We start from the raw sequence: 19,596 nt of genomic DNA on the forward strand, positions 1-19,596 counted from the left end.
CAGCGCCTTGGTCAGTAATGATCAATGTGATTAAGCAGAAGTCAGCCGACGGCATAGTAGCCTTATGCCAAGATCAATACCTTGGGCAGGGTGAAGTCCTGAACCTAAACTCCACGAGTTAGAATACAGGGCTAGCCTATCGATATGTTTCCAGTCGGATAAGGTTGAGGTGGCGCACTGCCATGACACTCAACTCAAATGAAGAGCTGCTCGACAGTATCGTTGGGTAGAGATTCATTATGGATAGGGAGTCGCCCATTGCAGATCCGTACGATGGGAGATGTGGGGGCCGGTAGCTAGAAACTACCAGCTACCCGATTTAGCCATTGATTACGTCTTCGATAATTTGAAAAGCGGAAGAAAAACCCGAAAAATCTTCTAAATCTCCATTCTCACATAACCAATTACACATATTTCCTTTTTCATCTTTGTTCACAGATTTAATAGTTGGCGTAGCAACCATTTGACCTCTAATCCTTTTAGATGTTTGTTCATGAATGTCAATAAATTGTGGGTTAGTTCCCTCTATTTTTTCAATAGTATTAACTGAAAATAAATTTTCAATTCCAATCGAAATTGGATTTTCAAGAATAGGTGGTATCACACGTTTAAATAGTAAGTTTTTATTAGAGTTTTGCTTGTTTGTGTCACAATCATATAATAGAATTATTTTACTTGAAATCGCTTCGGACACAACATTGTTAAAGCTTTTCCATACTTTATCTAAATTACCAAAACCAACAGCATTTTTAAGCTGAATTTTAGAAAGCAGCTCTTCTTTATTAAGTAAAGTGGCCGCCTTATTTAGGTAGCGGATATCGTAATCACCTTCCACAAAAACTATTGGCTTTGAATTTATATCAAGTTCTCTTTTTATCTCTTCCCTATGTTTTGTTGTGTTTTTAAAAGTATCATAAGCTGTATTAAACTCTGAAAAATCACTAGCTGTCATTTTTTGCCCGTCAGGCATATTTATGATATCAAAACCATCTTCCCCAAAAGTCCTCTCCATCCCTAACAAAAACAAAGGAGCATGCGTTGTAATAATAAATTGCACGCCTGGAAATGATTGGATTAATTTTGGAAGAATATCTTTTTGGTGAACTGCGTGCAGGTGTGAATCTATTTCGTCAATAATTACAGTTCCTTTGATGTCACTTAAATCATTAAACTCACCGTAAGAAAGGTCATAATCTCTAACAATCGAAAAGAACAAATTTAGCAGCTGAACTTCGCCTGTAGAAAGCTGAAATAAATTAGGTACCCATACTTTCTCATTTTTCATGACTGATATTTGACGATTTTGACGAGTACCGGCGCCTAATCTTATGTTTCCTGACTCTCGTAAAATAACTTTTATAACCTCTAATATTGCAGCGTATATCTTGCTACTTTGACCTTCAAATCCAGTAAAATGCTTTAATATGGTCGGAGGTTGTCCTGGCGTAGATGTAACCTGAATATTTTGAGTTTTTAAATCGAAAGCTTGCCGATCAAATATTATATCCAATAGCCAATTTATGTTCTTTTTTAATGGGGATGTACAAATAAGATCTCGATTTGAATGGCCTGATATTTTCTTTAGATCAGTATAACTTGCTTTTGCGGTTAAATTTGTAAGGTTTAACCATGCAGGCTCTTCAAATCGATTAACTGGGAAATACAAATTACATTGTTTTTCGAAAATATCTTTAGTGCTTTCTATAGAGTTGCGGAAGGTAGAGTTAAAGTAAGAGCTTTCCTTGTTGGGTATTTGATTCCACTCGCTGCGCATAGGTACATATTTCAATTTTTCTTCAAATTTGTCTTTTGGTAAAAGTAATTGCCACTCCTGTACTTTTTGCCCAGAATCAAATTCTACTGAAGAAAAGGAATAATATTCTCCAGAATTAACGTAGTCAGGACTTCTATATTTATAAGCTTTCCCTTTTTCTACTTCAACATCATCAAAGATCTCCTGCTTTCCAACCACGAGGCTATTCACAAGATGTGATAAAAGAATACTTTTACCTGTACCGTTTTCACCAACTATAAGAAGAGGTTTAGGCTTTTGATTTGATTTTGGGAATACAATTTCAATGTTCTTAATTGGGCCCACATTTTCAATTATTACTTTCTTTAATGTCATCAATTTTCCTTGCTGAGAAGTTTAGATGCTGCTAAACGTGGGTAATTCTTAAACTTAACGCCGCGCTAAAGCGCGCCAGTTTTTTCGGTATCGCTTTTGAGCGCTCTGTTAGTACAATCATCAAACATGGTAACTACCGAAAATTCGTCATCATACTTTTCTTCTATAGACTCTACAATTGTAACTAAGTCTTCATTAGAAATTGACTCATCTCTTTCTGAGATTATTCGTTGCTCAATTATCACATCATTTGCAATCAATCTATATCTTTCATCTTCAATTTTCTCAACACTTCCAGTAAGAACTAGAATCAATCCAAAAACATGGCTGCCAATTGGGGTGGTTATCAAAAATATGCAGGCGGTTTCCTTTTCTGAATTATATCCTTCTTCGTTTATTCCGAATTCAACCTTAAATAAACTTGGTGGCGAAGAAAGGATACCTTCAAGCTGACATATATGCCCCCCATACCTAGAAATCTCATCAAATGAAATATCAATAATGTCTGTACTCTCAAAATCAGACATAATCTTAACCGCACTTTCAAGTGATTTTAGCTCAGCTAAATATTCGAACTCTGTTGCTATGCAGCCAGCAACAAATTCTAGCCTTGGCATCTCGTTGAAAATCAACTCTACAATAATATTCTTTTCAGATTTACTTAGTAGCTTTAGAAGCTTAAGAGCATTTTTAAACTTACTAACTTCCATCCTAACACCCTCTCCAAATGAAAATGAGTAAGTCGCAGAGCCAGTAAATGGATTAAATTTAAGATCGAAGAACTCACCTTCAATCCTCATCTTTTTAAATTCATCGGAAACCATTTGATTAAACGGGGAGTTGAACAATTTACATTCAAATGATAATCCAGAAGAGAGCCGGCCTTCTTTGAATCTAATTCTCCCCTCAGTCATAGGTTTTAGGTCTGGCATTGCCAGTTTCCCACCATCAGAATCAAACAGTAGATTTTCGCTCTTAATGCCAAAGCGCGTATCAACACCTTTGAATTTTGCTATTTCCACTTCTTTTTCAATGCCAAGGGAAACATCTATTAGAGACCTTAAATTTTCTTCCCCCTCAGTTGTAAATGTAATTTGTGCAAACCCACCTTCATAGCCAGTTGATTCTAAGTGACTCTTTTTACTAGCAATATACTCGGAATAGTTATCACCAATATGACCCAAAATATTACTTTTTAGGCTGACACCATTCGGCATATTGAGTAGATTGCTATCATCATAGTGAATAGTCATTGTTCGTTTGTTGAGTTTGTTTTCTTTTTCACTTTGCTCAACTTCGTGTAATCGTTTTAATACCTTTGATATCATGTTATTGTCTACATGAACGACATAGGATCTTTGTGCAGTATCCTTTTTATCAAATTCAATAAATACAAAAAATGCTGGCATCTGGGCAGTTATTAAACGCCTCAGATTTGAGAGAGTGATAGGCAGTTTTCGATCATTCTTATCAGTTGCCTTGACCTGAACTTTACATTCAAATGCTGGCTTATGAATATCCTGAGGTGAGAGGCTTGAATCGAATGGGAATTCAACAAAAAAATCCCACCCTGTTTTATCAATTTGAGAGCCATTTGGAACTATACCTACATCCGCACACCATAAGCTAAATGTGCTTTCCCCCATTAACCCTAAATCTCTCATGGAAAAATTCCTGTGGTGCTAACAGTGTATTCAAAATAAGCTGCATTATATCACCAGTCAATATGTCTCAAGAATGAAAAAATTCTCTAGCGAGAAAAAATAAATATACACTTTATCCAAGACTGGTGGAAAAATTCTCTACTGGATATATTGCTACTTTTGATAATAGACATAAACTATTCAAAATCAATTAGTTAACGATCTTTTTGCTGCGGATATGTGCGACTACTCTTGATTCTCGATATTGATAGTAGAAGAAAACAACAGGGTTTATGTAAAAGCAGTAATGTGAAGTCGCTAGGGGTGATTATTGCATCTGGGTTCAAAACTGAAAGGCAGTGAAGTGTACCAGTCTTAACTGCCATTTTTATACGCAGCCGAAATTTTAAAGCGTGTGCAGCTAAAAATATAGGCACGAAAATAATCTTATTGGATTTTATTCAGTTTGTTTCAGTGTCAAAGCTGCGTAAAATCGGTGGATATTTATCGGTATTTGGGCCGTGATTGAGCTGTCTTCTGAAGGTCAATGAACAAAGCGGTTCGAGAGATTCAAATTTCTTTTAAAAACTATTCCCTAAAAGGAGAACGGTAGCGTGACGTAAGAGTAAGTAAAAGGCGCTGACCCAAGGTGGTGGAACACCCGGGGCCAGCTAACCAAATTGATAATCGACCTATCAAAATGGCTATATGGATCATACGCTAGAAACCCGCTCGTCTTCAATAAAGTGGAGTTCATTCAGTAGCTTGGGGCATGTCCCCTGGCTCTGGAAGCGTTGCGTCTGCCTTTTCTACCTCTATGCCTACCGTTCTCGCGCCCCACCTTGCTTTCCTTAAAAGTTACTTTCAAATCCTTCCATTAAGGGAGGTCTACGTATGGTTTGAGTATTAATAGGAAGCAATTATGTTGATCTTAAAGCGCCGGACGGGTGAAAACTTACGGATTGGAGCGAACGTCTCAATTACGGTATTGGAAGTTAAGGGTAATCAGGTAAAGATAGGTATACGTGCTCCCAAATCTCTGCCCGTTCACCGTGAGGAAATCTATAGACGTTTACAAAAGGAGAGGGTGTTGGGGGATGGAGTTGGTTGAGATTACGGAGCGCCGCGAAGCAGCAGCGGCGCGCGTTGGCGCGTCCAGTCCACGGGGCGTGTTAATAAGAGCGTTAAAGCCGTTATAAACGGCGCAGATTTACTGCGCCCGGCGCCGAAGGCGCATAATTGATAACCTTGTTAGCTGGAAATCTTGCACAGAAGTACTGCTTGAATTCACTGCTTGTGAACCGCTCTTTGACTATTGACCTGTGCGCCTTCCACCGATTAAGTACAGGAAAACCCGACTCTACAGTTTTTCTCACCCAGCTTTTCTCAGATTCGAGTGATTCATCCTCTGTAGGCATAATATCCACAATCTCGAATTCGGGATCACAGCCTTCAGAATATAGAAGAACTAAATAAACTTTAATATCGAATGTTTTAGTTTTGGGTAAAGACCTTTTAGCTCTACGTATATGTTGCTTTTTCCTATTTTTAAAGTCTTCAGTTTGGCCTACATATACAGGTACACCATCTCTAGGATCTATAATTCGATATGTTATATATTCCATACTTTAGTTAGCTAACGCCAAGCTTTGGGGCCGCAGTGCGGAGGTCCCAGCCAGGCCGAAGGCCTGGCGCTAACAACGCCTTGTTAAGTTACCTTTTTGGCAATGAGTTTTATGCCAACCAAAACTAGTGGCATTGCTATGCTTAGCCCTACTACCAGAGGTTCATAGTTTCCTTCAGGGTCTTTAAACCACATACCAGCAATGAACATTATTGATAAAAGGAGTAGTGCCTCCAGCCCCCAAAGAACCTTTGTCATTGGAGGTATTTCTTTGCTCAGTTTAATTTGAACTACAACTGCATTTAGCGAGTTTTGGAACTTCGCAAGATCTGTAGCCATACCAGACTCCACTTCTGGGAGCATCCTCTCATAGAGGCTAGGCTTGCCAGCAAGCTCGATGCTTTTTTGGAATCTTGGCAAACACTCGGTTTTGTAAAGTTCCTGGGCACTGATGGCCAACGACTGAATATCAACCTCCATGGTTGGATAATATGCAAGATTTAGGTCTTGGAAATAATCTAGGACTGACTGATATAAGCTAGCATTTCCCTGAGCGATGAAGTCCATAGTTCGTTTAATTGTGTTCCCAGATCGCAATAGGCCTTTAGCTGAGTGCTCAGCAAGCATAGCTTTTATGTCTTCATCCATGTGGCTCATGAGATCTAGGACAACTAGCCTCATTTTTTCTTGAAAATTTTCCTTAATTTCTGGATGCATCGATGCTCCGGATTAGTAATTTAACATTTATATAGTAATCATTCTGACCACTATTATCATGATTACCATCCTGGAATCAATCTAACGAAGAAATACGTAAAAACCTTGAGGGATGAGTAATTTACATACAAGCCTGAATTCTTGACCCAAATGCAAAATGATTCTTTGGCCACTATCCCCAATGAATAGACTTTCTCTAACTCACTGTTATGCCTGGAGCTTTCAATCATTCATGATCTTTATAAAAAATAACAGCCAACCGGTTGAAAATCATGTTGATTTCTTTCGAGGTACTTAGGAGTTTTGAAAAATTGGGGGGTGCCTGAAGCGTTTCACCTCGCTTTAGGTCGTATACCACTTGGGTAAAGCTGATTTTGGAGCTGACAAACCCATAAGCGGTGCAAGTACAATGAGCACATACATGGGTTCTGAAGTTGATAGAAAATCGAAAGGCACTAGGGCTAGAAGGGGGTGCTTGATTTATATCAAAAAAAAGAAAAGGGGGCAGAGCCCCCTTTTTTAAATCAGATCCGCTCTTTATTGGAGCGGATTACCAGAACCATTAAAGGTTGCTGATTTCCTCAAGCTGCTGCTGCAGACGCTCGTGAGCACCTTTCATTTCCGCGAGCTTGTCCTTTTCCTTGGCAACAACGGCTTCGGGGGCTTTGTCTACAAACTTGGGATTGTTGAGCTTGCCTTCGACTCGTGCGAGTTCTTTGGAAAGTTTATCAATCTCTTTTTGTAGACGGGCGCTCTCGGCTTTAACGTCGATCAGGCCAGCCATGGGTACCAGCAATTCCATATCGCCTACCAGTGCCGTGGCGGAGGCGGGGGCCGCTTCTCCACTTTCCAGCCAGGTGATTTCTTCGAGGCTGGCTAGTTTGGTCAGCAGGCTGCGGGCTTGCTCCAGTAGTTCTTGGTCACGGCTGGAACCGCCGCGCAGGATCAGTGGGATTTTCTTCGCTGGGGAAATATTCATTTCACCGCGAATATTACGCACGCCTTCAATAACCTGCTTCAACCAGGCAACAGCCGCTTCCGCTTCCTCGTCGATCTTGCTGTTATCGGCCTCTGGGTACTGCTGCAGCATAATGGTGTCACCGTTGGAACCGGCGAGGGTTTTTACACGCTGCCAGATTTCTTCGGTGATAAACGGCATCAGCGGGTGGGCCAAACGCAAAATGGTTTCCAGTACGCGGATCAGTGTACGGCGGGTGCCCTTCTTCACTGCGTCGGAGGCGTTGTCGTCCCACAGTACCGGCTTGGACAGTTCCAGGTACCAGCTGCAGTACTCGCTCCAGATAAAGTCGTACAGGGCCTGGGAGGCGAGGTCGAAGCGGTAGGTGTCCATGGCTTCGCGCACGGTGATTTCGGTGCGCTGCAGTTGGGAAATAATCCAGCGGTCGGCGACAGTCAGCTCGAAGTCGCTACTGTTGTCCTGGCCACAGTCCTGTCCTTCACAGTTTTGCAGTACGTAGCGGGAGGCATTCCAAATCTTGTTACAGAAATTGCGGAAGCCTTCAATACGGCCCACGTCAAACTTGATGTCGCGGCCGGTGGATGCCAGGGAGTAGTAGGTGTAGCGCAGGGCATCGGTACCAAAAGCAGAGAAACCTTCGGGGAAGTCCTTGCGGGTTTGCTTTTCAATCTTCTCGCGCAGGTGCGGCACCATCATGCCGGAGGTGCGCTTGGCTACCAGGCTCTCCAGGTCGATACCGTCGATCAGGTCGATAGGATCGATCACGTTGCCCTTGGATTTGGACATCTTCTGGCCGTGGTTATCGCGCACCAGGCCGTGCACGTACACGGTGTTAAACGGTACTTCCTTTTTGAAGTAGAGGGTCAGCATCATCATGCGTGCAACCCAGAAGAAAATAATATCGAAGCCGGTGACCAGTACGGAGCTGGGGTGGAAGGCTTTCAGTTCTTCGGTATCTTCTGGCCAGCCCAGGGTGCCGAAGGTCCACAGGCCGGAGGAGAACCAGGTGTCGAGTACGTCGTCGTCCTGGCGCAGGCTGATGTCGGCGCCCAGGTTGTGCTTCTCGCGCACTTCCTCTTCGCTGCGGCCAACATAGACATTGCCGTCGTTGTCGTACCAGGCGGGGATGCGGTGGCCCCACCACAGCTGGCGGGAAATACACCAGTCCTGGATGTCGCGCATCCAGGAGAAGTACATGTTTTCGTAGTTTTTCGGTACGAACTCAACGCGGCCATCTTCAACGGCGGCGATGGCTTCATCGGCCAGGGGCTGGGTTTTTACGTACCATTGATCGGTGAGCCAGGGCTCGATCACGGCGCCGGAGCGGTCTCCGTGAGGTACCTTAAGGGTGTGGGGCTCTACTTTTTCCAGCAGGCCGAGGGCGTCCAGGTCATCGACAATTTGGGTGCGCGCGGCAAAGCGCTCCATGCCCCGGTATTTTTCCGGCACTGCATCGTTCAGGTGGGCGTCGGCATCGAGGATGTTGATCATCTCGAGGTTGTGGCGCTGGCCCATTTCGTAGTCGTTGAAGTCGTGGGCTGGGGTGATTTTTACACAGCCGGTGCCGAATTCACGGTCGACGTATTCGTCGGCAATAATCGGGATTTCGCGATCCGCCAGGGGCAATTTGATGGTCTTGCCAATCAGGTGCTGGTAGCGCTCGTCTTCCGGGTGTACGGCTACGGCGGTATCGCCGAGCATGGTTTCCGGGCGGGTAGTGGCAACGACCAAGTGGCCGGAGCCGTCGGAGAGCGGGTAGCGGAAGTGCCACAGGTGACCCTGCTTCTCTTCGTTTAATACTTCCAGGTCGGAGATCGCAGTGTGGAATTTCGGGTCCCAGTTCACCAGGCGCTTGCCGCGATAAATCAGGCCGTCTTCATACAGTTTGATAAAGACTTCCTGCACCGCTTTGTAGAAGCCGTCGTCCATGGTGAAGCGTTCGCGGGACCAGTCGGGGCTGGCGCCCAGGCGACGCAGCTGGCGGGTAATGGTGCCGCCGGACTCTTCCTTCCACTCCCAGACCTTCTCAATAAACTTGTCGCGGCCCAGGTCGTGGCGGGATACGCCTTCGGCGCCCAACAGGCGTTCTACCACCATTTGGGTGGCGATACCGGCATGGTCGGTGCCCACTTGCCACAGGGTGTTGTCTCCCTGCATGCGGTGGTAGCGAATCAGGGCGTCCATGATGGACTCCTGGAAACCGTGGCCCATATGCAGGCTGCCGGTGACGTTCGGCGGCGGGATCATAATGCTGTAGGGCTTGGCCTCAGTATCCCCGGAAGGCTTGAAGTAGCCGTTCTCCTCCCAGGTTTTGTACCACTGCTGTTCGATGGCGTTGGGCTGGTATGTTTTGTCCATGCGGGCGGGAAACCTTGTGTTTAACTGACTGCGTGCACAGCGTTTTGGCTCAGGATAGCCTGGTGCTTGCTCGGGCTGCGCGGAAAAGGCGGCAATTATACCGCCGGGGGTAGGGTGGGCAAAAGGCAGCTTTGGGGCTAAATCGCACTCAGTCCCAGATCTCTAGCTCGTCGACCACTTTTTCTATCTGGGCACGCAGCTGTTTTTCCAGTTGAGGAAGCTGTTGAGCTACCAATTCTTCAATCAGGTCGTTGCGCTGGCGCTCTTTCTCTGAGGGCTCCAATTTTTCTACTGGCCCCTCCTTTTCTGCAATCGCCTGGGCCATTACCAGTGCCTGGGTGCGGGTACCCGCACTGGCGGTTTCGATGGCTTTGGGTTTGGTTTGGGGCTGCCTTTCATGGGATGGAATACGCCCCCCGGTAAGCCGCGAGCGAATATGGGCTGGCAAGAAGGGGTTGTCGGGTGCCGGTACAGGAGCCTCTGCGGCTGTATCTGTTGCGGTTGTGCGATCCGTGTCAGTCCCCTCACTATTCGATTGAGCGTTATTGCCAGGCTGGTCATCATCGCCATGGGCTGACGCTTCCTGGGAAGTCTGCACTTGGGGTTCTGCCGTTGTTTTGCCGGGCAGGTTTTGTAAGGGGCGCAATAGGGCTAGATCCGATTCGGCCAACTGCACTTTATGTTCTTCGCCCAGTGTCTCCTCAATTGGGGAAAACAATATGGGCAGGTCCTCCTGCTGTAGCAGTTCCTCTTCTAAGGCGTCATCCATTGGGGAAGGGGCTTCTGGCTCGGTGGATAACAATGGCGGCTCTGTAGGAGGTGCAGTGGTTAGGGTTTTTGGCTCATCCTTCCCCGTTGCTTGGCCCGCTACCTGGTTGAGCAGTGGGATTTCATCGAGATCGTCACTGTTGAGTAGGTCGTGCAGTGAGTTCAGCTCATCGAGCAGCTCGCTGGAAGGTTTGCGTGGTTGTCCGCGCTGCTTGTGCTTGTTCTTTCGACCGGACATGGCGGTAGTTAGTGATTACATGCTCTGGTTGATCTTATGGGATTGTAACGGATATCCGCGATCACGGAAGTGACCAAATCGCGATCGTGAGCGTTGCAGGGCATTGGCCTCTTGAACGACGATCTCGGCGAGACGTTCGAAGCGGCTGAACCAGTTGGGGACTTTGCTGCACAGGTTGATCAGTAGGCCGTGGTGTGCCTGCGGATCTTCACCGCAGTTGATTTCGATGGCTGCCTGCTCGCCATTCGCTTGGTTGGCATGGGGCAGGAAACTGTCTTCACGGAAGGTCCACAACAGCTGGTTGAGTTGCTCGGCACGTTCCTGATTATCCACGGCAAGCAGAACCCGAAGACCGTTGCGATAGGCCTTTTCCGCCAGGCGACAGGCGAAGATATCCGCTTGCTGGGGCTGATCGGAGGAGAGGATGTAAAAGTCGATACGGGTCATGCTGGCTTTTATTTGTACAGAGACGACAACGGCCCGCGAGGGGCCGTTACGGCTGCCGCTCGGGGGCGGCTATTGTGCGCTTTTGCCAGTTATTTTCCCAGCAGGTATTCCACCAGAAGCGGTACCGGACGTCCGGTGGCCCCTTTGGCGGCACCGGATTTCCACGCGCTACCGGCGATGTCCATATGTGCCCAAGTGTACTCTTCGGCAAAGCGGGACAAGAAACAGGCGGCGGTTACAGAGCCGGCATCGCGGCCGCCGATGTTTTGCATATCGGCAAAGTTGGAGTCCAGGGCGGGCTGGTACTCATCCCAAAGAGGCATTTGCCAGGCGCGGTCGCCACTGGTTTCGCCGGCCTTGAGCAGGTCTTGGGCGAGTTCTTCGTTATTGGCATAGAGGCCAGTGGCGTGGTGGCCGAGAGCGATTACACAGGCACCGGTGAGAGTGGCGATATCGATGACCGCGCGGGGCTTGTACTTGCTGGCATAGGTGAGTGCGTCGCAAAGTACCAGGCGGCCTTCGGCGTCGGTGTTCAGAATCTCGATAGTCTTTCCGGACATGGAGGTGACGATATCACCGGGCTTGCTGGCGCGGCCGCTGGGCATATTTTCTGCGGCGGCGACCAGGCCCACCACATTGATAGATGGTTGCAGTTCCACCAGGGCGTTCATCACACCGAAAACACTGGCCGCACCGCCCATATCGTATTTCATTTCATCCATAGCCTGGCCGGGCTTGATACTGATACCACCGCTATCGAAGGTAATACCTTTGCCCACCAGCACAATGGGTTTCTCGCTGGTTTTGCCACCCTTGTAGTTCATGGCGATCAGGGCGGGGGGCTGGTCACTGCCTTTTGCTACGCTGAGAAGTGCGCCCATTCCAAGCGCTTTCATTTTTTTCTCGTCGAGCACAGTTGTGGAGAGCTTTGTGTGTTTTTTGGCCAGTGTACGGGCCTGAGCTGCCAGATAGTTGGGTGTACAGATATTGCCAGGCAGATCACCCAGTTCCCGTGCTACATTGCTTCCCAGTGCTTGGCCGGCACCAATCTCCATCCCCTTTTGGATGGTTTTTAGCTGCTTGCGATCAATGGCATGCAGGGTGAATTTAGTGAGAGGATAGGGTTTGGCATCAGTGAGGCACCGGGTGAAGCGGTAGGTGGCCAGACCTGTGGCCAGCGCAATCTGCTGGGCTTGCCAGGCTTTATCAGCCCCTTTTACTTCGAGCTCGCACAGGTAGCTGGTAGCGTCTTTGAACTTTTTCACCACTGCGGCACTGGCGCTGGCCAGCTTGCGGAACTCTGCCTGGCTGATGTATCCCTTGCCGGTGCGAACGACCAGCACTCGCTCACTGGGTCCGTCCAGCAGGTCGATTAACTGGGTGCTGCCGGGTTTTACGCCCAGATCACCACGCTTGAGAATTTTGCCAATAGTTCCTTTTGCGAGTTGATCGAGGTTTTTACCGCTGGGGCTTAAGCCATTTTTAGCATCAGCTGAAATAACGGAACAGGCTGCGCGCTGTTTGGAGATATCCGAGACCTTTGCGGAGAACTGCATTTTTCGCTTTCCTTAAAATCTGACAATAGATTGCATAGCTCTGAACCGAGACATAGCAAGAATTTTTAGTGATAATGCGTCGCACAAGTTTAACCTGCTCGTCTATGGATTGCTGTACCTAGTGGGCAACTTGTTCGACTGAAGTCCAATTCATCACACCGCTGTCACCAAGGAATTCGTTCGCCCTGTGATTATTTTCCGCTATCTCTGCCGCGAGCTGCTGTTTGCCACGCTGGCGGTCAGCGCAGTTTTGCTATTAATGGTGATGAGTGGCCGATTTGTGAAATACCTTGCGGAAGCCGCCGCAGGGGACCTTTCGGCTAATATCCTTTTCTCCTTAATGGCCTACCGCTTACCGGGATTCCTGGAATTGATATTGCCACTGGGATTATTCGTCGGGATTCTTTTGGCCTATGGGCGCCTCTATATAGAGAGCGAAATGACAGTGCTGCACGCCTGTGGTTTCAGCGAATGGCGTTTGCTGTTTTACACCCTGGCACCGGCTCTGGCAGTGGCTTTGTTTGTGGCTTCAATGAGTTTGTACCTGACCCCGGCTGGTGCCGAGCGTTCCAACCTGATGCTCAACGCGGAAAAATCCCGCAATGAGTTTGATCACCTGATACCGAAGAAATTTATATCCACCAGTGGCGGCCAGGCAGTGTATTACGCAGAGGCCCTGAGTGAGGATAAGTCCACCATGCTGGGAGTGTTCCTCGCCGAGTTGAGGGCCACGGAAGCAGAAACAGAAGCGAACCATCAGGTGGTTATTCGTGCCAAAGAAGGGGTCCAGCAAATCGATCCCGAAACGGGGCTGCGCTACCTGGTACTGCGCGATGGCTATCGTTACGAGGGCGTACCGGGACAGCGGGAATACAGGCAGATGTCGTTTTCCAGCTACGAGGTACTAATGGAACCACCACGGTTGCGCAGTCGTTGGCGCGACCAAATTGAGTCGGCCCCCACTACGCAGCTGATTGGCAGTGACAACCCCAGGGAGACGGCCTACCTCTACTGGCGCTTGAGTTTGCCGGTGTTGGTGTTGGTGGTTGCGGTGCTGGCGGTACCGCTATCGCGTACTAATCCGCGCCAGGGACGCTTTATCAAGATGTTCCCCGCGATACTCCTATACCTCATTTACCTGGTGGTTCTGCAGGGGGTTCGCGGGGCTGTAGAGGATGGCAAGTTTGCCAACCCCGCGGTGATCTGGTTGGTACACCCGCCCTTCCTACTGATTGGGTTATTGCTTCTGGCGGCGAGGAATTGGCGCCCTAAACCCAAACCATTGCCGGAAGGTGTTAAGGAGTCGGCCGATGTATAAGCTGGATATGTATATTGGCCGCACCATTGCCCTAGCAGTTTTCGTGGTGCTATTGATTATTCTCGGCCTGGATATTATTTCCGCCATTATCGACCAATTGGGAGACCTCAAGCACGATTACGGCTTTAGCCAGGCAATACAATATGTCATGTGGAGATTGCCGGGGCGTATTTATGAGCAGTTGGGTTTCTCCGCTCTCGTGGGATGTATGGTGGGGCTGGGGACACTGGCCGGCACCAGTGAATTGACCGTTATGCGCGCGGCTGGAGTCTCTATCGGCCGTATTGCTTGGGCGGTAATGAAACCGATCATTTTGCTGATTTTTATCGGTTTGGCCCTGGCGGAGTTTGTGATTCCCAAGACCAATGTAATCGCCGAGAACAACAAGGCACGCGCCCTGGGTGAGCTCGAAGCAAGTGGCCTCGAAAGCGGTTTGTGGCTAAAAGATAGCGGCGAATTTGTGCACTTTAATGCTGCCCTGCCAGATGGTGAACTCTATGGCGTAACCCGTTATCACTTTGCAGATAACCGGGAGCTGCAATGGGTGGAGTTCTCTGAACGGGGGCAGTTTCAGAATGAGCAGTGGCTGCTTAAGAACAGCCGTAGCACCCAGTTCCTGGGAGAAGATACGCAGAGTAAAGACCTGCCAACCAGTGTATGGAAAGCGGAGGTCTCGCCGGAGTTGTTTGCCCTGATCGTGCCGCTGCCCTCAGACCTTTCCCCGCGCAACCTCTGGGATTACGGTACTTACCTGGATCGTAAGGGTGAAGATTCCGGGCGCTACTGGCTGGAGTTTTGGAAGAAAATACTGCAACCACTGACCATTGCCAGTTTGGTTATGGTGGCAATTTCTTTCATCTTTGGCCCACTGCGTGAAGTAACCACCGGGTTGAGAGTGTTTACCGGGATTATGGTGGGGATCATCTTCCAAACTGTGCAGGGGATACTCGGCCCCTCTTCACTGGTTTTTGGTTTTCCACCACTGCTGGCTGTACTGCTACCGGTTCTTCTTTGTTTTGGCGCGGGCTGGCTATTACTTAAGCGGGCCCGATAGGGCCCCTTGAGCTTAATTTGTTGGCAGTTACCCTTTTTTCTTCTTTTTGGGTAAAAGGCGCACTTGAGACTCTGAAATCAAGTCGTGCCAAGTAGCCTTGTCGGAGCGGGCCCAGGCGGAAAAGTAGCCGAGGCCCAGGCAGGCGATAGAGAGAGGGGCGACAATGGCTCGCAGGATACATTGGCGCCAAGTAAGCTGTACGCCATCTGGATTCGCCACGATCAAGCGCCACGCGCGCATTCCCACAGTTTGTCCGGCTACCCGCCAGGACCAGAAGAAGTAGCCGGCGATCACCGCTAGAGCGCCCAGTTGATAAATTGGTCCGCCGACACATGGGCTGTAATCCATAGCTTCTGGTTGGCAGCTTAACCCACCAAATACCGAGGCCACTGGCAGGGCGATAAAGCCGTACACCATCATCAGTCCCATCAGGATTAACAGGTCGTACATCAGGGCCGCCAAGCGCCGGCCGACGCTGGCGATTGGAAGTTCGGGAAATGAAGAAGGGGTACTTGAGCTGCTCACGGCTATCTCCGCCAAAATCGATTGGCGGAGATTCTAACAAAACTAGGGGAGGGCAAGGGCAAGTCGTCTGCCAGGTCTAAAATTCGTACTCGAAAGAAATCTTGAATTTGTCGTCAGAAAGGTTGATGCCATAATCTACCGAGTTGCCTATCTTGCCCCGGTTGGTGGTGTAACGCAGAAGACTTTTTTGCACCGTGCTCTTGTTGCGCTGCTTGTAGGTATCTAAACCAATCTTAACAATTTTGAATAGTGCCTTACCGCCAGTGGTTGGTCGAAACTCACTGGGGTAGGTATGCATTTGTAGCCACTGGTAGTTGAGGCGGCGTTGCGTACTATTCATGGAATTACTGCGGAGATAATCTGCGGCTTGGAATAGTGCAGCATTGTCCATGGCGAAGGCACTGTCGGAGAAAAACAGGTTCACGGATTGTATATTTAGGGCTTGTTGTGAATCGGGGATAAAAAGTTCGTCCGCAGAGCAGATACAACAGGTGGGGAAAAGCAGTAATCCAACTGTTTTGGGTAAGGATTTGCCCGGTCTGATTCTGAAACTGCAGAGTGCCATTCTATCTACCCCAGGTGTTGCATCTCATTTCGGAAGGCCGCAAGCGGTCGTTGAATTTATTATGGGATACCCACCTCGAAGCGTTTTCCCATAGAAAATAGGCGGCTTCTGCTACTTCACTTACTGGACAGTCGCAAATTGTCGGAAACATCCCTGAAAGCCGCATGGATTGGACCCTTTTCCATTTTTGTCCAAGCAGTCCTAGCTGTGATCAGGAGAGCGCCAATGTTTTTTTATTATTTTTTTGATATTGGTGCGCCATGGTTGATGAAAAAACGGTCTTGCTTTGAGCGCCGTATTTGAGGGGAGCTTGTGGGGTTTCAGTAGACTTGAGCGCGAAAGTGTCGCTGAAAGCGACTACGCTGATAACCGGGCATTCAAAAACTGGCGCCAGTAACTGCTTTAGGGGTTAAGGGCAAACTTGTCCTGCCAGGATTAATGAGGCAGGTTTTCCGGTGGTTGGGTTGAGGGGTTCTTGCAGGGTGGTGAGCATCAATCCATGTTCGATGAATAATTGGGTCCAGCTTGATAGTGTGCGGAAATACCAGGGCGCTGCCTCCTGAAAATCACCCTCTATACCTTGCCAGGAACCTGGTCGCCATCCATCCAGGTACTTTTCATCGCCACAGGAGAGTAGGGGGTGTAAAGTTTGGAGGAGTAGATACCCTTGTGGGTTGAGCAGGGAGCAAGCCCTGTGAAAAATGGCATTGGTGGCTTCCTCCCCAATCAGAGAGAAGTTGCATACAATCAAATCAAATTTACGCTCAAATGCCTGCGGATCTAGCTCTTCATAACAAACAGTACGGAATTGTTGCCGTTCTTGCCCTCGACGCTTGGCTTCATTAATTAACTCGTCCACGCCATCAATCCCCCAGACATCCATGCCCTCTGCTGCCAGGCGGCGGGATAGCCATCCTTCACCACAGCCAATATCCAGCACGTTGGAGGGATTATGCGCAAGGACAGCCTCAAAAATTGCCTGATCGGTGATCAGCCTGCGGCTGGGTATTGCTCCCCGGTCCACCACCTTCACCCACTCGCCGGCATTATTGTGCCAGCTGCGTAGGACTTTATTGTCACTAAATTCGCAATCCCTCATCTTTGCGTTCCTTCATCTCTGTAATTTTGACGAGGTTGAGTGTACCGTCGAGGAAAATCCAGCTGCAAAGGTGCTGAGGTCCCATGTCCACTCAAATGGTGTTTGATTATGTGATCGTAGGTGCCGGCTCTGCCGGCTGTGTATTGGCCAACCGGCTGAGTGCTGATGAGCAGCATCGTGTTTGCCTGCTCGAGGCAGGCCCCCCGGATCGCAGTCCGTTGATATCCATGCCCCTGGGTATCGGGATGCTGATGTCAGGCACAGACTATAACCTCCACCATTACACGGAACCACAGCAAAGCCTGAACAAGCGTCGATTGTTCTGGCCGAGAGGCCGCACCCTCGGTGGCAGTAGCGCGATTAATGCGATGGTTTATATCCGTGGTCAAAGTGAAGACTATGATGCCTGGGAAGCCGCAGGTAATGCAGGCTGGGGATGGCGTAGTTTATTGCCTTACTTTCTTCTCTCGGAGGGCAATGAGCGTGGCAGTGATGCGCACCATAGTGGCTATGGACCGCTCACGGTAAGTGATCTGAAGTGGAAAACTGAGTCTGGGCAAGCCTTCCTGCGCGCAGCTCAGTCTGCTGGACACCGGGCAAACAGTGATTTTAATGGCAGCCAGCAGAATGGAGTGGGCTTTTACCAGGTAACACAGCGCAGAGGTCGGCGGTGCTCTGCTGCTGCAGCCTATTTACATCCGATAAAAAAGCGTCCCAATTTACGAGTGCTCACGCGTAGTCCAGTCGCTCGCCTGATATTGAGAGGTGACAGGGCTGTGGGGGTGGAATTGCTCAATGGTAAAAAAATATTGGCCAATAAGGAGGTATTGCTCTGCGCAGGCGCAATACAGACCCCGCACTTGCTATTGCTCTCAGGCATTGGCCCACAAGAGGAGCTGCGTAAGTTTGATATTCTGCCGCAGAACCACCTGCCAGGGGTGGGTAAAAACCTCCAGGACCACCTCGATATCTCTCAAGTGGTGGAGACCACAGACCCAATCACTTTTTCGAATGATCTGTGGGCGAGAGTGAAGCACGCCATGCGTGCGCCTGAATGGTTCTTCCTGAATCGGGGCCCATTGACGAGTAATGTTGCCGAAGCGGGGGGATTCGCGAGTTCAACCTTGGCCAACGGCCGCCCGGACATACAATTCCACTTCACGGCAGTGCCATCCTTTGAACACGGTTTCAATAAACAGTCGGGGTATGGCTACACCTTACATGCATGTGCATTGCGCCCCAAAAGCCGTGGTGAAATAACTCTCAATACAGAGGATCCCAAGGCCCTGCCGAGTATCCAACCCAATTATCTTAGCGAGCCCGAAGATATGCAGGTGATGCTGGAGTCATTCGAAATGGCTCGGGACATCATCCACCAGGAAGATTTACAACGCTACCAGAAGCGCCTCTGGCTGCCGGAGCATAAGCTCAGCAGCAAGGCTTCCATCAAACACTATATTCGTCAGCATGCCGAGACAATTTATCACCCGGTGGGCACTTGTAAGATGGGCAATGATGATCTCGCAGTAGTCGACGCGGAGTTAAAAGTACATGGAGTAGATGGACTGAGGGTTGTGGACGCCTCCATAATGCCGGCCCTGATCAGCGGTAATACCAATGCACCGGTGATCGCAATTGCGGAGAAGGCAGCGGATCTTATTTTACAGCGCACCCCTCCCTCAATGATGAAGAATACACAAGTTCAGGAAGTTGAATGATTTGGCAATGTCCCCTCTGCGCAACGCCATTGACACTGGGTAAAGATACCTGGTACTGCAGTAACCGGCACAGTTTTGATCGCGCTCGAGAGGGTTACGTTAATTTGTTACCCGTCTATCGCAAGCGGCGCAAGGACCCGGGAGATTCCACAGAAATGCTGTATGCCCGTCGCCGCTTTCTCAAGGCGGGCTATTATCGCCCACTAGTGGACACGATTACCGCGCTACTGCCCTACCAGTCTGGGCGTCGGCTTTTGGATATCGGTTGTGGCGAAGGTTACTATTTACGCCAGTTGGAGTCTGCCGGATGGCACGGCCATGCGTTGGCCGGGGTAGATATTTCCAAGTCAGGCGTCCGTATGGCGGCTAAAGCCGACAGTGGTGCTCAGTTTGTTGTATCCAGCAATACCAACCTGCCAGTGGCTTCAAATAGCGTGGATCACCTCTTACGTATTTTTGCGCCTGCACCGGATAATGAGATGCTTAGGGTAATAAAGGAGGGGGGGCATTTGCTGGACGTTTCTCCCGGTCCGGATCACTTGTGGAGTTTGAAGGGACACCTCTACCGGGAACCTCGTAAACACCCAGCCCCAAAGTTGATTGAGGGGCTGTATCCCGAGGTCGATTTACGCTGCTGTTTTCCTTTTGAATTGCGCGGGCAAGAAGCGATTGCGGATTTTCTCGCGATGACGCCTTTTGCCTGGAAGGGCAATCGAGAGGCTCGCGCGGAGTTGGAAGGGCAGGAAAGCCTGGTTCTCGAGGCGGATTTTATTGTTCGTCGTTTCATCAAGAGAAAATAATCTAGTAGAAATGACAGCGAAATACTTTGTGTGTGCGTTGGTACTCCGTGTAGTAGAGG

16 protein-coding genes are annotated in these 19,596 nt (G+C 48.9%); 5 read left to right on the forward strand and 11 right to left on the reverse strand.

The window, feature by feature from the left end; genetic code table 11:
• Positions 1–319: 319 nt before the first annotated feature.
• Together ACJJIO_RS14815 and ACJJIO_RS14820 are read right to left on the reverse strand one after the other, a co-directional pair.
• The gene (locus ACJJIO_RS14815; RefSeq protein ID WP_444908921.1) at positions 320–2,128 is read right to left on the reverse strand and encodes an AAA family ATPase; all 1,809 of its coding nucleotides are present in this window, start codon (positions 2,126–2,128) and stop codon (positions 320–322) included.
• Positions 2,129–2,193: 65 nt separating this feature from the next.
• Positions 2,194–3,792: a hypothetical protein gene (locus tag ACJJIO_RS14820; protein WP_444908922.1), complete on the reverse strand. Its 1,599-nt coding sequence runs from the start codon at positions 3,790–3,792 to the stop codon at positions 2,194–2,196.
• Positions 3,793–4,693: 901 nt separating this feature from the next.
• On the opposite strand from ACJJIO_RS14820, the gene csrA reads away from it, so the two are divergent.
• Positions 4,694–4,882 (forward strand): carbon storage regulator CsrA, encoded by a 189-nt coding sequence (csrA, locus tag ACJJIO_RS14825; RefSeq protein ID WP_444908923.1) that lies wholly within the window; start codon positions 4,694–4,696, stop codon positions 4,880–4,882.
• A gap of 82 nt (positions 4,883–4,964) precedes the next feature.
• On the opposite strand, the gene ACJJIO_RS14830 is transcribed toward csrA, so the two are convergent.
• The 6 genes from ACJJIO_RS14830 to ACJJIO_RS14855 all read right to left on the reverse strand — a co-directional run bounded on the left by ACJJIO_RS14830 (position 4,965) and on the right by ACJJIO_RS14855 (position 12,458).
• Positions 4,965–5,396: a GIY-YIG nuclease family protein gene (locus tag ACJJIO_RS14830; protein ID WP_444908924.1), complete on the reverse strand. Its 432-nt coding sequence runs from the start codon at positions 5,394–5,396 to the stop codon at positions 4,965–4,967.
• 83 nt (positions 5,397–5,479) lie between these two features.
• The gene (locus tag ACJJIO_RS14835; protein WP_444908925.1) at positions 5,480–6,112 is read right to left on the reverse strand and encodes a hypothetical protein; all 633 of its coding nucleotides are present in this window, start codon (positions 6,110–6,112) and stop codon (positions 5,480–5,482) included.
• A 562-nt stretch (positions 6,113–6,674) separates the two neighbouring features.
• Entirely contained in the window at positions 6,675–9,449 is a 2,775-nt protein-coding gene (locus tag ACJJIO_RS14840) for a valine--tRNA ligase (protein ID WP_444908926.1), read from the reverse strand.
• Between the two features lie 148 nt (positions 9,450–9,597).
• Entirely contained in the window at positions 9,598–10,455 is an 858-nt protein-coding gene (locus ACJJIO_RS14845; RefSeq protein ID WP_444908927.1) for a hypothetical protein, read from the reverse strand.
• 15 nt (positions 10,456–10,470) lie between these two features.
• Positions 10,471–10,902: a DNA polymerase III subunit chi gene (locus ACJJIO_RS14850; RefSeq protein WP_252084876.1), complete on the reverse strand. Its 432-nt coding sequence runs from the start codon at positions 10,900–10,902 to the stop codon at positions 10,471–10,473.
• A gap of 89 nt (positions 10,903–10,991) precedes the next feature.
• Positions 10,992–12,458, reverse strand: coding sequence for a leucyl aminopeptidase (locus ACJJIO_RS14855; RefSeq protein WP_444908928.1), 1,467 nt, complete (start codon positions 12,456–12,458; stop codon positions 10,992–10,994).
• Between the two features lie 187 nt (positions 12,459–12,645).
• Between ACJJIO_RS14855 and lptF the strand changes: the two genes are divergently transcribed.
• Together lptF and lptG are read left to right on the forward strand one after the other, a co-directional pair.
• Positions 12,646–13,776: an LPS export ABC transporter permease LptF gene (gene lptF, locus ACJJIO_RS14860; protein WP_444908929.1), complete on the forward strand. Its 1,131-nt coding sequence runs from the start codon at positions 12,646–12,648 to the stop codon at positions 13,774–13,776.
• On the forward strand, positions 13,769–14,830 hold the full coding sequence (lptG, locus tag ACJJIO_RS14865) for an LPS export ABC transporter permease LptG (RefSeq protein ID WP_444908930.1): 1,062 nt from the start codon (positions 13,769–13,771) through the stop codon (positions 14,828–14,830). The genes lptF and lptG overlap by 8 nt, the downstream gene beginning before the upstream one ends.
• Before the next feature lie 27 nt (positions 14,831–14,857).
• On the opposite strand, the gene ACJJIO_RS14870 is transcribed toward lptG, so the two are convergent.
• The 3 genes from ACJJIO_RS14870 to ACJJIO_RS14880 form a co-directional block, all read right to left on the reverse strand.
• Complete coding sequence (locus tag ACJJIO_RS14870; RefSeq protein WP_444888252.1) at positions 14,858–15,355, reverse strand: RDD family protein; 498 nt, start codon at positions 15,353–15,355, stop codon at positions 14,858–14,860.
• A gap of 76 nt (positions 15,356–15,431) precedes the next feature.
• Positions 15,432–15,920 (reverse strand): hypothetical protein, encoded by a 489-nt coding sequence (locus ACJJIO_RS14875; protein WP_444885811.1) that lies wholly within the window; start codon positions 15,918–15,920, stop codon positions 15,432–15,434.
• Between the two features lie 409 nt (positions 15,921–16,329).
• Positions 16,330–17,019, reverse strand: coding sequence for a class I SAM-dependent methyltransferase (locus ACJJIO_RS14880; RefSeq protein WP_444908931.1), 690 nt, complete (start codon positions 17,017–17,019; stop codon positions 16,330–16,332).
• Between the two features lie 83 nt (positions 17,020–17,102).
• Here ACJJIO_RS14880 and ACJJIO_RS14885 point away from each other — a divergent pair, with 83 nt between their 5' ends.
• Positions 17,103–18,737 (forward strand): GMC family oxidoreductase, encoded by a 1,635-nt coding sequence (locus ACJJIO_RS14885; RefSeq protein ID WP_444908932.1) that lies wholly within the window; start codon positions 17,103–17,105, stop codon positions 18,735–18,737.
• Complete coding sequence (locus ACJJIO_RS14890; protein WP_444908933.1) at positions 18,734–19,537, forward strand: putative RNA methyltransferase; 804 nt, start codon at positions 18,734–18,736, stop codon at positions 19,535–19,537. The genes ACJJIO_RS14885 and ACJJIO_RS14890 overlap by 4 nt, the downstream gene beginning before the upstream one ends.
• Positions 19,538–19,596 lie beyond the last annotated feature (59 nt).

The organism is Microbulbifer mixtoriginis (SeqCode), assembly GCF_052467235.1.